12 protein-coding genes, 3 tRNA genes and 3 pseudogenes are annotated in these 15929 nt (G+C 46.3%); 11 read left to right on the forward strand and 7 right to left on the reverse strand.

Annotated features, from left to right (window positions below; translation table 11 throughout):
• Positions 1-853: 853 nt before the first annotated feature.
• From RTW80_RS20375 to ldtA, 6 genes and pseudogenes are all read left to right on the forward strand, one after another.
• Positions 854-1042 (forward strand): annotated as a pseudogene (locus RTW80_RS20375) (IS4 family transposase); the annotation flags it as partial.
• 8 nt (positions 1043-1050) lie between these two features.
• A pseudogene (locus RTW80_RS20380) lies at positions 1051-1212 on the forward strand (cobalamin biosynthesis protein); the annotation flags it as partial.
• A 133-nt stretch (positions 1213-1345) separates the two neighbouring features.
• Positions 1346-1891, forward strand: coding sequence for a bifunctional adenosylcobinamide kinase/adenosylcobinamide-phosphate guanylyltransferase (gene cobU, locus RTW80_RS20385; protein WP_000973158.1), 546 nt, complete (start codon positions 1346-1348; stop codon positions 1889-1891).
• Complete coding sequence (cobS, locus tag RTW80_RS20390; RefSeq protein WP_001297350.1) at positions 1888-2631, forward strand: adenosylcobinamide-GDP ribazoletransferase; 744 nt, start codon at positions 1888-1890, stop codon at positions 2629-2631. The genes cobU and cobS overlap by 4 nt, the downstream gene beginning before the upstream one ends.
• 11 nt (positions 2632-2642) lie before the next feature.
• On the forward strand, positions 2643-3722 hold the full coding sequence (gene cobT / locus RTW80_RS20395) for a nicotinate-nucleotide--dimethylbenzimidazole phosphoribosyltransferase (protein ID WP_001193781.1): 1080 nt from the start codon (positions 2643-2645) through the stop codon (positions 3720-3722).
• A gap of 61 nt (positions 3723-3783) precedes the next feature.
• A complete protein-coding gene (gene ldtA, locus RTW80_RS20400; protein ID WP_074152874.1) occupies positions 3784-4719 on the forward strand; it encodes a L,D-transpeptidase in 936 nt (311 codons plus the stop codon).
• A gap of 55 nt (positions 4720-4774) precedes the next feature.
• Here the strand turns inward: ldtA and RTW80_RS20405 are convergent.
• A tRNA-Asn gene (locus RTW80_RS20405) sits at positions 4775-4850 on the reverse strand.
• A 326-nt stretch (positions 4851-5176) separates the two neighbouring features.
• Between RTW80_RS20405 and nac the strand changes: the two genes are divergently transcribed.
• A complete protein-coding gene (gene nac / locus RTW80_RS20410; RefSeq protein WP_001011466.1) occupies positions 5177-6094 on the forward strand; it encodes a nitrogen assimilation transcriptional regulator NAC in 918 nt (305 codons plus the stop codon).
• A 101-nt stretch (positions 6095-6195) separates the two neighbouring features.
• Positions 6196-7146: an HTH-type transcriptional regulator Cbl gene (gene cbl / locus RTW80_RS20415; RefSeq protein WP_001011017.1), complete on the forward strand. Its 951-nt coding sequence runs from the start codon at positions 6196-6198 to the stop codon at positions 7144-7146.
• A 37-nt stretch (positions 7147-7183) separates the two neighbouring features.
• Here the strand turns inward: cbl and RTW80_RS20420 are convergent.
• A tRNA-Asn gene (locus tag RTW80_RS20420) sits at positions 7184-7259 on the reverse strand.
• Between the two features lie 160 nt (positions 7260-7419).
• Here RTW80_RS20420 and yeeO point away from each other — a divergent pair.
• Together yeeO and RTW80_RS20430 are read left to right on the forward strand one after the other, a co-directional pair.
• Positions 7420-8907 (forward strand): toxic metabolite efflux MATE transporter YeeO, encoded by a 1488-nt coding sequence (gene yeeO, locus RTW80_RS20425; RefSeq protein WP_077483005.1) that lies wholly within the window; start codon positions 7420-7422, stop codon positions 8905-8907.
• A gap of 100 nt (positions 8908-9007) precedes the next feature.
• Positions 9008-9083 (forward strand) — tRNA-Asn (locus RTW80_RS20430).
• A gap of 452 nt (positions 9084-9535) precedes the next feature.
• Here RTW80_RS20430 and RTW80_RS20435 read toward each other — a convergent pair.
• From RTW80_RS20435 to shiA, 3 genes are all read right to left on the reverse strand, one after another.
• Positions 9536-10252 (reverse strand): YebC/PmpR family DNA-binding transcriptional regulator, encoded by a 717-nt coding sequence (locus RTW80_RS20435; protein ID WP_000532912.1) that lies wholly within the window; start codon positions 10250-10252, stop codon positions 9536-9538.
• A 342-nt stretch (positions 10253-10594) separates the two neighbouring features.
• Positions 10595-12049 carry an AMP nucleosidase gene (amn, locus tag RTW80_RS20440; RefSeq protein WP_001060242.1) on the reverse strand — a complete coding sequence of 485 codons (1455 nt, stop codon included), beginning with the start codon at positions 12047-12049 and terminating at the stop codon, positions 10595-10597.
• A gap of 101 nt (positions 12050-12150) precedes the next feature.
• A complete protein-coding gene (shiA, locus tag RTW80_RS20445; protein WP_000378572.1) occupies positions 12151-13467 on the reverse strand; it encodes a shikimate transporter in 1317 nt (438 codons plus the stop codon).
• 314 nt (positions 13468-13781) lie between these two features.
• Between shiA and RTW80_RS20450 the strand changes: the two genes are divergently transcribed.
• A complete protein-coding gene (locus tag RTW80_RS20450; RefSeq protein ID WP_312719996.1) occupies positions 13782-14834 on the forward strand; it encodes a glycosyltransferase family 9 protein in 1053 nt (350 codons plus the stop codon).
• 262 nt (positions 14835-15096) lie between these two features.
• On the opposite strand, the pseudogene RTW80_RS20455 reads toward RTW80_RS20450, so the two are convergent.
• Positions 15097-15858, reverse strand: a pseudogene (locus RTW80_RS20455) (inverse autotransporter adhesin-like protein YeeJ); the annotation flags it as partial.
• A 12-nt stretch (positions 15859-15870) separates the two neighbouring features.
• Positions 15871-15927, reverse strand: a complete 57-nt coding sequence (locus tag RTW80_RS20460) for an IS1 family transposase (protein ID WP_003032489.1) — start codon at positions 15925-15927, stop codon at positions 15871-15873.
• Positions 15928-15929 lie beyond the last annotated feature (2 nt).

Genomic DNA, 15929 nt, shown 5'->3' on the forward strand with positions numbered 1-15929 from the left:
TGATAGAAACAGAAGCCACTGGAGCACCTCAAAAACACCATCATACACTAAATCAGTAAGTTGGCAGCATCACCAACTTTTTACAAAAGGATGAATGCAGAAGGTTACTCTAATGGCCAGAGTGATGACAATGATGGTCAGACGTTGACCTGCAGAAACTGCATTTTAATTGGTCTATAAAGTCTGCAAGAGGAATCAGGGTCAGATCAGTGAGTCTTATCGCGGCCCGAAGCTATGACTGAAAGAAGGCTGGATACAGAATTGCAACAATTTGGCAATGTCAGAACACAGAAGCTTTGCAAGCAGGTGAAAGGTTATGTCTAGCAAAAGGAGTATATCAGAATACATCTACTGATGTACAAAACACAACAATAGCTTCATGATATATAAATACGTGATGACGAGTGGTACTCCGCATGGTTATTTAACTTCTCAGCACCACTAATGATCCTGAGCAACTTCGTATTTGGGCCATTGCCATGGAGTAGAAAGCTGTGTCTGAGAATGCAGAATTTGAGAAAAGAATTCGCTTTCTTGGAGAGCTTCTGAAAATGGCACGCTAACAACGTTTTGTTAAAAAATGTGAATCACTTGCCGAGGCTGCATTTTCTATTCGAGGAGAATGTTGACGTAGATATTACAGAAATCTCAGCGCATCAGGATAAACTGCTACCTTAGGTCAACCACCAAAAGAAAATACAATACGTCCAGTTTGTATGCCTTTAATAACACATCTTTTAAATGTTGAAGAATTATCCCGCCTGCTGAAGAACGTTGCTCTGAGTGTGATAAACCTTTTTATTCTTGATGATGTCAGCGAGAAGATGGAATATATCCCCGACTGGGTCGTGGTTACCCGGTTAAACATCTGGTGGCGCTAATAAATCTGGCAAGTCACATTCTGTTGAATGCTGTGACAGTGCCTTACCGAGAGAGCGAAATTGTGGTGTTCTAGTGCATAGTCGCTACCATTCCGGATAATTCTATTGCGTTGTTTTACAAGTTCTTTTACAGCGCAGATCTGTCGCTGACGTTGAATCAATAGCCTGGATTTCAGAACACAATGCCCGTTTGCTGGTTGGTCCGGCAGTAGCATTAATTCATTATCTGAATGAAATGTGTCAATCCACAGAAACCGCTGTCAATGACGCATTTTGTCGGACGTTAACACGAGGAAGTCTGGCTATTCCACAATGCCATCTTCTTTCGTAATGGATTGAGAATGCTGGATTTTTAATTATATTACGCGCAGTATTGATCGTGTAAATGTTTTGCGGTCAGCAATGGTGGGGGATCCATTGTTCTGTTCAATGAATACCATCATACAATTGAATCAGGAGTCGGTATGATGATTTTGGTGACGGGGGGCGCACGGAGCGGGAAGAGTCGCCACGCAGAGGCGCTTATTGGGGACTCTTCACAGGTTCTGTATATCGCCACCTCGCAAATCCTTGATGACGAGATGGCTGCACGGATAGAACATCATCGGCAAGGCCGTCCGGCGCACTGGCGCACGGTGGAGCGTTGGCAACATCTTGATGAATTAATTCATGCAGACATTAACCCGCATGAAGCTGTGTTGCTGGAATGCGTTACCACAATGGTGACTAATCTGTTGTTTGATTATGGCGGCGATAAAGACCCTGATGAATGGGATTATCAGGCGATGGAACAGGCGATTAATGCTGAGATTCAGTCGTTGATTGCTGCCTGCCAATGTTGCCCCGCAAAGGTTGTATTAGTGACTAACGAAGTGGGAATGGGGATTGTGCCGGAGAGTCGTCTGGCACGATATTTTCGTGATATTGCCGGGCGGGTAAATCAGCAGCTGGCCGCTGCGGCAAATGAAGTATGGCTGGTGGTTTCGGGTATTGGAGTAAAAATCAAATGAGTAAATTATTTTGGGCGATGCTCTCATTTATTACGCGTCTGCCTGTACCGCGTCGCTGGTCCCAGGGACTGGATTTCGAGCATTATTCTCGCGGTATTATTACTTTTCCTTTAATTGGATTATTGCTTGGCGCGATTAGCGGGCTGGTCTTCATGGTGCTGCAGGCATGGTGTGGCGTACCACTGGCGGCACTGTTTAGCGTACTTGTGCTGGCGCTGATGACCGGGGGATTCCACCTAGACGGCCTCGCCGATACCTGTGATGGCGTATTTTCTGCACGTAGCCGCGATCGCATGTTGGAAATCATGCGTGATAGCCGTTTAGGCACCCATGGCGGTCTGGCATTGATTTTTGTTGTACTGGCAAAGATTCTGGTATTAAGCGAGTTGGCTCTGCGTGGCGAACCGATCCTTGCATCGCTGGCGGCAGCATGTGCGGTCAGCCGCGGGACTGCCGCATTATTGATGTATCGTCATCGTTATGCCCGGGAAGAAGGGCTTGGCAATGTGTTCATTGGCAAAATTGATGGGCGACAAACCTGCGTCACACTCGGCTTAGCCGCTATTTTTGCTGCCGTATTATTGCCGGGTATGCATGGTGTGGCTGCTATGGTGGTGACGATGGTGGCGATTTTCATCCTCGGTCAGCTTCTCAAACGTACGCTGGGCGGGCAAACCGGCGATACGCTGGGAGCTGCTATAGAGCTTGGTGAACTGGTCTTCCTGCTGGCACTGCTATAAAGAGACGTGACATGCAAACACTTGCCGATTTACTGAATACGATCCCTGCTATCGATCCTGCCGCTATGTCGCGTGCACAACGGCATATTGACGGGTTACTCAAACCTGTTGGTAGCCTGGGAAGGCTGGAGGCGCTTGCCATACAACTGGCGGGAATGCCGGGGTTGAATGGCATACCGCATGTGGGCAAAAAAGCGGTACTGGTTATGTGTGCCGATCACGGCGTCTGGGAGGAAGGGGTCGCTATTTCCCCAAAAGAAGTGACAGCCATTCAGGCTGAAAATATGACCCGCGGAACAACCGGCGTGTGTGTGCTGGCAGCACAAGCGGGCGCTAACGTCCACGTAGTTGATGTTGGTATTGATAGTGCTGAGCCTATCCCCGGGCTTATCAACATGCGTGTCGCACGAGGTAGCGGCAATATTGCTTCAGCTCCGGCAATGAGTCGCCGTCAGGCTGAAAAGTTGCTTTTGGACGTCATATGTTATACGCGGGAGCTGGCAAAAAACGGTGTCACGCTGTTTGGTGTAGGTGAACTGGGGATGGCAAACACGACACCGGCAGCGGCAATAGTCAGCACAATCACTGGCCGGGATCCTGAAGAAGTGGTTGGGATTGGCGCAAACCTGCCGACAGATAAACTGGCTAATAAAATTGATGTTGTGCGTCGGGCGATTACGTTGAATCAACCAAATCCTCAGGATGGTATTGATGTCTTGGCAAAAGTGGGTGGATTTGATTTGGTCGGAATAGCTGGAGTGATGTTAGGTGCTGCTTCCTGCGGTTTACCCGTGTTGCTGGATGGATTTCTTTCTTATGCTGCTGCGCTCGCAGCCTGCCAGATGTCTCCTGCAATCAAACCGTATCTCATTCCTTCTCACTTGTCGGTAGAAAAAGGCGCGCGTATAGCGCTCTCGCATTTGGGGCTGGAGCCTTATCTCAATATGGATATGCGTTTAGGTGAGGGGAGTGGTGCAGCTCTGGCGATGCCCATCATCGAAGCTGCTTGTGCGATATACAACAACATGGGCGAACTTGCTGCCAGTAATATTGTTCTACCGGGGAATACGACTTCTGATTTGAACAGCTAAAAACGAAAAGTCTGATAAAAGCTATACTTATCGGATAGTATTCGCGACTTAGGAAAGGGACATGATGCGTCGTGTAAATATTCTTTGCTCATTTGCTCTGCTTTTTGCCAGCCAAAATAGCCTGGCGGTAACTTATCCATTACCTCCAGAGGGTAGCCGTTTAGTGGGGCAGTCGCTTACTGTAACTGTTCCTGATCACAATACTCAGCCGCTGGAGACTTTTGCCGCACAATACGGGCAAGGGTTAAGTAATATGCTGGAAGCGAATCCGGGCGCTGATGTTTTTTTGCCGAAGCCTGGCTCACAACTCACCATTCCGCAGCAACTGATTTTGCCCGCCACTGTTCGTAAAGGGATTGTGGTTAACGTCGCTGAAATGCGTCTTTATTACTATCCGCCAGACAGTAATACAGTGGAAGTCTTTCCTATTGGTATCGGCCAGGCTGGGCGAGAAACCCCGCGTAACTGGGTGACTACCGTTGAACGTAAACAAGAAGCACCAACCTGGACGCCAACGCCGAACACTCGGCGCGAATATGCGAAACGAGGGGAGAGTTTGCCCGCATTTGTTCCTGCGGGGCCCGATAACCCCATGGGGCTGTACGCGATTTATATTGGCAGGTTGTATGCCATCCACGGTACCAATGCCAATTTTGGTATTGGACTTCGGGTAAGTCAGGGCTGTATTCGTCTGCGCAATGACGATATCAAATATCTGTTTGATAATGTTCCTGTTGGAACGCGTGTGCAAATTATCGACCAGCCAGTAAAATACACCACTGAACCAGATGGCTCGAACTGGCTGGAAGTTCATGAGCCGCTGTCGCGCAATCGTACAGAATATGAGTCTGACCGAAAAGTGCCATTGCCGGTAACCCCATCTTTGCGGGCGTTTATCAACGGGCAAGAAGTTGATGTGAATCGCGCAAATGCTGCGTTGCAACGTCGATCAGGAATGCCTGTGCAAATTAGTTCTGGTTCAAGACAGATGTTTTAAGAGCGTTGGTAATTAGAAAGCAAAAAGCCTGCTAGAAAGCAGGCTTTTTTGAATTTGGCTCCTCTGACTGGACTCGAACCAGTGACATACGGATTAACAGTCCGCCGTTCTACCGACTGAACTACAGAGGAATCGTGTGAACGGGGCGCATATTAATGGCAGTGCATGGTGATGTCAAAGGGTGAAATGCATTTTTTTTGTTTGTTTGCTGCCAATTTCAACAAAGTGATGAGATTTCAATCTTATTGGTAATGAACCATCGTGGTGCATACCCTCCTTTTATAGGGCAGGGGAACGCGACTGCTGGTGAAAAGAGCCAATGACAAATCTATCATAATCTCTTATTTGACAGTTGGTTAGCTTGTACATCAACGCCAAAATAAAACTGGCAAGCATCTTGCAGTCTGGTTGTAAGTAATGGCGGCACTTGGGCCGATTCTCAAAAACCGGAGGCAACATGAACTTCAGACGCCTGAAATACTTCGTAAAAATTGTAGATATTGGTAGCCTGACTCAGGCTGCTGAAGTATTGCATATCGCACAACCAGCGCTCAGCCAGCAGGTTGCCACACTGGAAGGTGAGTTAAATCAACAACTTTTGATTCGCACAAAACGGGGCGTTACGCCAACAGACGCCGGAAAAATTCTCTATACCCATGCGCGGGCCATTTTACGTCAGTGTGAGCAGGCCCAACTGGCGGTGCATAACGTTGGTCAGGCATTATCGGGGCAAGTCTCGATTGGCTTTGCGCCAGGAACCGCTGCGTCATCTATCACCATGCCCTTATTACAAGCGGTTCGCGCTGAATTCCCGGAGATCGTTATCTATCTTCATGAAAATAGCGGTGCAGTGCTTAACGAAAAACTGATAAATCACCAACTCGATATGGCGGTGATTTATGAGCATTCCCCTGTGGCTGGGGTATCCAGTCAGGCTTTGCTGAAAGAAGATCTTTTCCTGGTAGGAACTCAAGATTGCCCGGGGCAAAGCGTTGATGTTAATGCTATTGCGCAAATGAACCTCTTTCTCCCCAGTGATTACAGTGCTGTTAGACTTCGTGTTGATGAGGCTTTTTCCCTACGGCGGCTCACGGCAAAAGTCATTGGTGAAATTGAGTCTATTGCCACGCTTACCGCAGCGATTGCCAGCGGCATGGGCGTTGCAGTATTACCCGAATCGGCCGCGCGTTCGTTATGTGGCGCAGTAAATGGGTGGATGTCACGCATTACCACGCCTTCCATGAGTCTCTCTTTGTCATTAAATTTACCCGCCAGAGCGAACTTATCGCCACAGGCACAGGCAGTGAAAGAGTTGTTAATGTCAGTGATTAGTTCTCCAGTGATGGAAAAAAGGCAGTGGCAATTGGTGAGCTAAGCGTTATATCGGGATGGAATAAGATGCGGGTTTTTATTATTTGTTATGCCGGGCATTAGACTTTAACAATAACGGGAAATCTGAGCTGCCCGGAGTTTACCGTGAATTTCCAACAACTAAAGATAATCCGCGAGGCTGCACGTCAGGATTACAACCTGACAGAGGTTGCGAATATGCTTTTTACCTCGCAGTCCGGCGTCAGCCGTCATATTCGGGAACTGGAGGATGAACTTGGCATCGAAATATTTGTTCGACGAGGTAAGCGACTGCTGGGCATGACTGAACCGGGCAAAGCATTACTGGTCATTGCAGAACGTATTCTGAATGAAGCCAGTAATGTTCGTCGGCTTGCAGACCTGTTTACCAACGATACGTCTGGCGTTCTCACTATTGCAACGACGCATACTCAGGCACGTTATAGCTTGCCTGAGGTCATTAAAGCTTTTCGCGAACTTTTCCCGGAGGTTCGGCTGGAGCTAATCCAGGGTACGCCACAGGAAATTGCGACGTTGTTGCAAAATGGCGAAGCTGATATTGGTATCGCCAGCGAGCGTTTGAGTAATGACCCGCAGCTCGTCGCCTTCCCGTGGTTTCGTTGGCACCATAGTTTGCTTGTTCCACTCGATCATCCCTTGACGCAAATTACACCGTTGACGCTGGAATCAATAGCGAAGTGGCCGTTAATCACTTACCGACAGGGGATTACGGGGCGCTCACGTATTGATGACGCATTTGCCCGCAAAGGTTTGCTGGCAGATATTGTATTAAGTGCGCAGGATTCTGATGTCATTAAAACCTATGTTGCTCTTGGGCTGGGGATTGGATTAGTTGCCGAACAATCCAGCGGCGAACAAGAGGAAGAGAATTTAATCCGTCTGGATACGCGGCATCTTTTCGATGCCAATACTGTATGGTTGGGACTGAAGCGAGGGCAACTTCAACGTAACTATGTCTGGCGCTTTCTGGAACTTTGTAATGCAGGACTGTCAGTTGAGGATATCAAGCGCCAGGTGATGGAGAACAGTGAAGAGGAAATTGATTATCAGATATAGCAAAAAGCCCGCTATAAAAGCGGGCTTTTCAGAAATTTGGCTCCTCTGACTGGACTCGAACCAGTGACATACGGATTAACAGTCCGCCGTTCTACCGACTGAACTACAGAGGAATCGCTGTTGAGGCATATCTTAACGGCGAAAAATCTTTTGTCAAACCCGATTTTTAAATTTCCCAACTGTTTGCCGTTTCTATCAACAGTTTGTTGCATTTGCAGACAATTTGTTGGCGAAAATCTTTGCAGCTTTGCTGATTCTCCCTCATTATTTGAAATGTGGTTTCACTTTCTGCAATTAAGGTCGGCTTTGAATATCTCCTCTGCTTTACGCCAGGTTGTTCACGGCACTCGCTGGCACGCTAAACGCAAGAGCTACAAAGTGTTGTTCTGGCGCGAGATAACCCCGCTTGCTGTTCCTATCTTCATGGAGAATGCCTGTGTCCTGTTGATGGGTGTCCTGAGCACTTTTCTGGTCAGCTGGCTGGGAAAAGATGCGATGGCCGGCGTGGGATTGGCGGACAGCTTCAATATGGTCATTATGGCTTTTTTTGCTGCTATCGATCTTGGTACTACTGTCGTTGTGGCATTTAGTCTCGGTAAGCGGGATCGACGACGAGCGAGGGTGGCGACGCGGCAGTCATTGGTGATCATGACGTTGTTTGCCGTACTGTTGGCAACGCTTATTCATCATTTTGGCGAACAAATTATTGATTTCGTCGCGGGTGATGCCACGACAGAAGTTAAAGCACTGGCGTTGACTTATCTGGAGCTGACGGTACTCAGTTATCCAGCAGTTGCCATCACTTTGATTGGTAGCGGGGCACTTCGTGGTGCAGGGAATACGAAAATACCGCTACTGATTAACGGTAGCCTGAATATTCTTAATATTATTATTAGCGGCATATTGATTTACGGCCTTTTCTCCTGGCCGGGACTGGGATTTGTCGGGGCAGGGCTGGGTTTAACCATTTCTCGTTATATTGGCGCAGTTGCAATTTTGTGGGTGCTGGCGATTGGTTTTAATCCTGCGCTAAGGATTTCGTTAAAGAGCTATTTTAAACCGCTGAATTTTAGCATTATCTGGGAAGTCATGGGGATTGGTATTCCCGCTAGTGTCGAATCAGTGTTATTTACCAGTGGTCGGTTATTAACCCAAATGTTCGTTGCCGGGATGGGGACCAGTGTTATTGCCGGAAATTTTATCGCGTTTTCAATTGTGGCTCTTATCAACTTACCCGGAAGTGCGCTCGGCTCTGCTTCTACGATCATTACAGGCCGAAGGTTGGGGGTAGGGCAGATAGCGCAAGCAGAGATTCAGTTGCGGCATGTGTTCTGGCTGTCCACTCTTGGATTAACGGCCATCGCCTGGCTAACGGCTCCCTTTGCCGGGCTTATGGCATCGTTTTACACCCAGGATCCACAGGTTAAACATGTCGTTGTGATTCTGATTTGGCTAAATGCTTTATTTATGCCTATTTGGTCCGCCTCATGGGTGCTACCCGCTGGATTTAAAGGTGCTCGTGATGCCCGTTACGCCATGTGGGTTTCGATGTTGAGCATGTGGGGTTGTCGGGTTGTAGTCGGTTATGTGCTGGGAATCATGCTTGGCTGGGGTGTGGTTGGTGTCTGGATGGGAATGTTTGCCGACTGGGCTGTGCGGGCCGTGCTGTTTTACTGGCGAATGGTTACTGGACGTTGGCTATGGAAATACCCTCGACCCGAGCCGCAAAAGTGTGAAAAAAAGCCAGTTGTGTCGGAATAAACGACAAAATGCAGATTATTTCAGCAAACGATTTCAAATTTAAAAAACAGGCTTTGACATTGTGGGTGGGCATCGCTAATATTCGCCTCGTTCTCACGATTCCTCTGTAGTTCAGTCGGTAGAACGGCGGACTGTTAATCCGTATGTCACTGGTTCGAGTCCAGTCAGAGGAGCCAAATTTTAGTTTTGAGACATCTCTATGAGTCTCAAAACAGTTAAAAAATAAAAATTATTTTTACCCGGTTACCTTGTAAAAAAGTGACCGGGTTTTTTGATTTCTGTGTTTCGTGCGCTTAATCGAGTCTCACGCTTCAGTGAGCAAGTTGCCCCCCAACAGACATCACGATTCGCAAGGTCAAAAACTCTGTTCCATGAAGTACCGTACAAAGATAAAGAGAAAAATGCCTTATGCGGGATGTCGCTATCGCGTCTTTATCGGGAAACTATGCGTAATTGCCACTTTGCCTTCTGTAATCAGAAAAAGAAGAACTGGAATTTTAATAAATATTATTTCTCTGGGAACGGGGATTTCTTATAATCAATATGACGAGTTGAACATTATATTTTTTATAAGGGTTATATGAGATTAAAGAAATCTGCCGTAAAGACAGATTTCTTTAAAATATAATTAGAGATTTGCGACGTTATGATAAACTTTTTGTACATCGTCGTCATCTTCAAGGGCATCAACAAGCCCTTCAAAGATTTCTAAATCTTCTGGGGAAAGCTCAACTTCAGATTGCGCAATCATTTCTAATTCTGTTGTTGAGAACTCAGTGATTCCAGCTGCTTTTAGAGCCGCGATTCCTTTATGAAGGTCAGTAGGTTCGGTATAAATAACAATGTTACCTTCTTCTTCAGTCACATCACGAACATCAACTTCAGCTTCAAGTAAAATTTCAAAAATATGGTCAGGGTCTGATCCTTTAAATACAATCACACCCGTATTGTCAAACATATAGCTGACAGAACCTGCCGCTCCGATATTGCCGCCTTTTTTATTGAAAATTGTGCGAACGTTAGCAATCGTACGGTTAACATTTGAAGTCAATGTCTCGGCGATAATCATTGAGCCATTAGGACCAAAGCCTTCATAACGGCCCTGCACGAACGTTTCATCTCCGCCGCCTTTGGCTTTATCAATTGCTTTATCAATAACGTGCTTTGGAACTTGTGCCTGCTTTGCACGTTCAATAACGAATTTTAAAGATGTGTTTAATTCTGGATCGGGTTCACCTTGTTTAGCAGCAGCATAGATTTCTACACCGAATTTTGCATAAATTTTAGACGTTGCACCGTCTTTAGCCGTTTTTTTAGCAACAATATTGGCCCATTTACGTCCCACTGGAATGATCTCCTCGAAAATTTATTTACATTACTGGTAAATCGTTAACATGTGTTAAATCAGCATATTATATCATAACAGGAAAAATCTCGTCTATTAGAAGTAAAAATATTCTAAAGCCATAATCTTATATTTTGTTTTATAAAAACTAATGTTGTTGGCGGGATTTTTTATAATTATATTTTGAAAGCATACATGCTTTTAATATGCGGAAATCATTAAGACGATAATGAAACTCGCATCTGCCCAAAGAAGCAAACAGCCCGCGTTGATTGCAGGCTATTTGCCAGATGTCTTACTTAATCCTTCACATCTATTTCTGATGAGAAGGTTCAGAACTTATTATCGGAACGGCGGCTCATTAAAGGTTCGTAATTTACGCGAATGCAGTCGGTCGCCTTCTGCGCGCAGCAAATCGATCGCCCGAATGCCAATTTGCAGGTGTTCGGAAATAGCACCTTCATAAAAACGGTTAGCCTGACCGGGAAGTTTAATCTCGCCATGCAACGGTTTATCTGAAACACACAGTAGTGTCCCGTATGGCACGCGGAAACGATATCCTTGCGCGGCAATGGTTGCACTTTCCATATCAATTGCTACGGCCCGGCTTAAGTTAAAACGAAGTGCAGAAGCTGAGTAACGTAATTCCCAGTTCCTGTCATCTGTGGTTACCACAGTACCTGTACGTAGCCGCTGTTTGACTTCCTCACCGGGCCTGCCACTCACCAGCTTGGTGGCGTCATAAAGCGCACGTTGCACTTCAGCAATGCTCGGAATAGGAATATCGGGCGGCAGAACCGCATCAAGAACGTGGTCATCGCGTAAATAAGCGTGTGCAAGTACATAATCGCCAATGGCCTGACTTTCACGTAATCCGCCACAGTGACCAATCATCAACCAGACATCCGGGCGTAGCACTGCCAGATGATCGCAGATGGTTTTAGCATTGGACGGTCCCACGCCAATATTCACCAGAGTAATACCCTGAGCATCGGCGGTAATTAAATGCCATGCTGGCATCTGGTGTTTTTTCCATGCAAGGTCGGAAATGGCTTCTTCTGGCGCTTCGGTTTCGGCGGTGATCCAGTTCCCGCCAGCACAAGAAAGGGCAATGTAAGGACTATCAGGATCGAGGATCTGGCTGCATCCCCAACGAACGAATTCATCCACATAACGTGTGTAGTTGGTAAACAAGACGAACGGCTGAAAATGTTCAACTGGCGTACCGGTATAATGGCGCAACCGTGCGAGGGAAAAATCGACGCGGCGCGCATCAAAATGCGATAGCGGGGAGAATTCCGTTGGATGATAAATGCCGTCTGCAGTTTCATCGCCAATTTGCGCCAGTTCTGTTGTCGGGAAGTAGCGAGTTAACCCAGCGCTCATTGAGCGATCAAGTGTCAATTCAGAGCCATCGATGACATAAGGATAAGGGATTTCATGCTGCGAGGGTTGCACAGAGATATGCGCACCATAATCCTGATACAGCAACGTAAGTTGTTCATTAAGATACGAACGAAAGAGAGTAGGGCGAGTAATCGTGGTGGTGTAGCTGCCTGCGTGAGTAAAACGACCAAATGCGCGCGTTTTGGGGGGATTGGTTGTGCTACCGTCCCAGGTTACGGTCAGTGATGGATAGACAAAAAGACCTTGTTTGCGGGCGTTTTCATCAGGTAATTCGCCACTGGTAATATAGTTGCCAATGGCGTTGCGTAATGCGACTACAGATTGCTCATACAGCGCGTCGAGTTTATCCAGTGCCTGAGCTGGGGTCAGACCGGAGCCCTTATTATTCATGTGTGTCTCCTGTTCCATACAATTACCGCACATCCGATAGTATGTCACAGAAATGTGAAACAAAAGTGTAAGGCGAAGATCGGATGATCTTCGCCAGGCTATCAAGCGCGTTGACTGTCTTTCATCAACAAAGCGGTCATTGCGGAAATCAGGCATCCAGCCAGCAAATAAATGGCGACGCTATGCCAGTTCCCGGCAAAGTAAGTGATGAGTGCAGCGGCAATAAAAGGTGTAAATCCACCGCCAACCACACTGGCAACCTGATAACCGACTCCAGCGCCACTATAGCGATAACTGGCACCAAACATTTCGGTAAACATCGGTTGTTGCACACACACCACCATGTCATGCGCAATGTTTGCCAGCATTATGGAGAAGAAAACTATCCAGAAAATAGATTGTGCTTCAAGCGCCATAAAGAAAGGAAATGCGCTCAACGTTCCGATTAACGCACCTGTGATATAAACCCTACGGCGACCAAAACGATCGGCAAGCCAGGCAAAACAGGGAATTGTCAGGCAGCTTAATCCACCTACCAGCAAACCAATATTAAGGAAAAGTTCGCGCGGTAGCCCCATATTCTGGGTTGAATAATTAAGTGCAAAGGCAGTAACGATGTACATCGTCAGCAATTCGCACAGTCGTAGCGCAATAATCTTCAGGAAAGCACCGGGATGTCGTAACAGCGCTTCGATAACCGGGATGCGTTTTTTCGCGGCAGCTTGATAATGTTGCTGTTGTTCAAATTCCGCGGACTCTTCCATGCCATTGCGCACCCACAATGCTCCCAGTACCAGTACGATGCTAAATAGGAAAGGAATGCGCCAGCCCCAGCTTAAAAACTGTTCGTCAGTCGTCATCATACTGATCAATGAAACCAGTCCGGTTGAAAGCAGTAAACCTACACCGTAGCCAACTTGTACACCGCTACTGTAAAAGGCTTTTTTATTTTTCGGTGCACTTTCAACGGAAAGCAACGCCGCGCCTCCCCATTCGCCGCCGACGGCAAATCCCTGAATGGCACGCAGTGTCACCAGCAAAATAGGTGCCCACCACCCAATGGTCGAGAATGAAGGAAGAATACCAATCAAGGCTGTCGCGATGCCCATCATCCAGACGGTCAGCATTAACATGCGCTTACGTCCCAGTCGGTCGCCAAAGTGACCGAAAATGACACCGCCGAGCGGACGGAAAAGGAATCCGACGCCAAAGGTAGCAAATGCGGCGAGCGTTCCCATCGCCGGGCTTACTTGCGGGAAAAACTCGCGATTAAACACCAGTGCGGCGGTGATGCCATAGAGTAAAAAATCATACCAGTCGACGACGGCACCAGCGAAGCTGCCTAACGCAGCTCGTCGGGCGCGACTTAACGAAAGCGTCCCTTCATCGGGACGAGTGGAGATGAGCGTGGAGTCCATAATGATCCTGTTTGTACTGTCTTTTTATAATTAGTATGGAAAAGGTAACTCACATTGCCGTCGATCTATAAACGAACCTTATGAGACTACCTCGACAGAGCGCATCTGCAAATGATTTTATGGCTGATTAGCGGCAACATGAAAAATTCGATGGAAGATGAAAGCGCAGGAGTTGCTGGTGTTGTTTAAGGATTAAGCAGAGGACCCACAGGTTAGAGATATGAAACATAAAAGTCCGCATATGCACAAAATGGCACCCTGATGAGCCTGATAGACTGCATTGCATTATAACCAGTAGGGAGGCGAGGTTAGGTATGTTTTTAGCATCATTGTTGAGACGTATTGCATTTAGTTACTACGATTATAAAGCTTATAATTTCAATATTGAAAAAACAGACTTTGTTGTCATCCATATTCCCGATAAGATTGGCGATGCTATGGCCATCTTTCCTGTTATTCGGGCGCTTGAATTGCATAAAATTAAGCATCTTTTAATTGTAATGTCGACAATTAATTTAGAAGTCTTTAATGCGCTTAAACTTGAACAGACTAAATTAACATTAGTCACAATGACTATGCAGGATCACGCAACATTAAAAGAAATAAAAGATTTAGCAAAGAACATAACACAGCAATACGGTACGCCGGATCTTTGCATTGAGGGGATGCGTAAAAAGAACCTGAAAACGATGTTATTTATCAGTCAGTTGAAAGCAAAAACGAATTTTCAGGTTGTTGGTATAACCATGAATTGCTTCTCCCCTTTGTGCAAGAACGCGTCCCGTATGGATCAGAAACTCCGGGCTCCCGTACCTATGACATGGGCATTTATGATGCGTGAGGCGGGTTTTCCAGCAGTCAGGCCAATATATGAATTGCCACTAAGTGAAGATGTACTCGATGAGGTGCGCGAGGAAATGCGATCGTTAGGATCTTACATTGCGTTCAATTTAGAAGGTAGCTCGCAGGAACGTACATTTTCATTATCGATTGCAGAAAATCTAATAGCAAAAATTCAAATTGAAACAGATATGCCAATAGTGATCGTTCATGGACCCAAAGGTGAAGATAAAGCCAGGGCATTAGTGGATTGTTATAATAATGTCTACCGTTTATCCTTACCACCCTCGATTAAACGTTCAGCAGCAATCATAAAAGATGCTTATATCGCAATAACTCCTGACACCTCAATATTACATATGGCAAGTGCCTATAATACTCCCGTTGTTGCAATTTATGCTGATTACAAAACGCGATGGCCCGCAATGGCCGATGTTTCGGAGTCAGTCGTCGTTGGGCAAAAAATTGACAATATAAGTCTGGATGAATTCGCAAAGGCATTAAAAAGTGTTTTGGCGAGAATATGAGACAGTACTTATGCATAGTAATGCCGATCTGTTATGAACGGTGGTGTCATCAATACTCTGAGGCTGGTCAATCATCACAGAAAACCAGCCTTTGGATCAAAGCTGTACTCACCGAAAATGATCATAGTCACACCGAACGCGAATCTGGCGGTATCGCATTTTTATTTATTCATTTTCTGTGAGAGAAGAGCAAGCTCTATAGAGGGAATGTAAAAAAAGAGTGCCCCGAATGGAGCACTCTTTAAGAAATTATAGAGGAAAATCAGATGTTTTTATAACATGTCGCATAAGCAAACCCAAGCTTTTCAAATACGCTTTGATCACCTGTTGCCAGGGAAACTACGTATTGTTCGCTTGAGTTTGCGGGACTAGATGACCAATACATATTTGATTGAAAACCAGCGTCAGTCGTGTAATGCCCCATATCTCCCCATTCACTGTACAGTGACCCGATGCCTCGGGAACGACTATGGTTTAAATGGTCTGCACGGGGAAGTGTGTAGCCATTGCTACTGCAAAAATTTTCAGCAAGGCTGTATATCATGAAAGCATCGCCGGCGTTCACCCACCAACTCTTCACACGGATTTCGTATACATAGCTAGGGCCTCCTGATTTTGGCGTCGCCGTAATCCTTTCCCAATTGCTGCCGACATTTTTAAATGTCACTTTACCGGTAGCATCAACATCGACCCAGGAGGCAGAGCTTGAAAACTCATAATCAGCCGCCGTTTTTCCTGGGGCAAAGTTGTCATTATTCAACTGATAATACGCCCCGGTGAACCCCTGCGAAGGGAATGTAGTTGTCGGTAGGTCAGTACCATTGACTGATACTGTACCGCTCATTATTTTGTCTTCTGCTCGAGTGAATTGTATTGTGGTACTCAGACCAGCTTGATGAACACCATTCAATACAGGGATCAGCGTTGCGATACCCTCTCCGCCGCCTGTAACAGTGGCTTTGTAATCACCGTTGATATTTAGACTGTAATCAATTGCGCTAATTTTTATATAGGGCACGTTGGTAATGACTCCAACTTATTGATAGTGTTTTATGTTCAGATAATGCCCGATGACTTTGTCATGCAGCTCCACCG

The sequence above is a fragment of the Escherichia sp. AM3 genome (assembly GCF_032029835.1).
Lineage (GTDB): Bacteria > Pseudomonadota > Gammaproteobacteria > Enterobacterales > Enterobacteriaceae > Escherichia > Escherichia coli.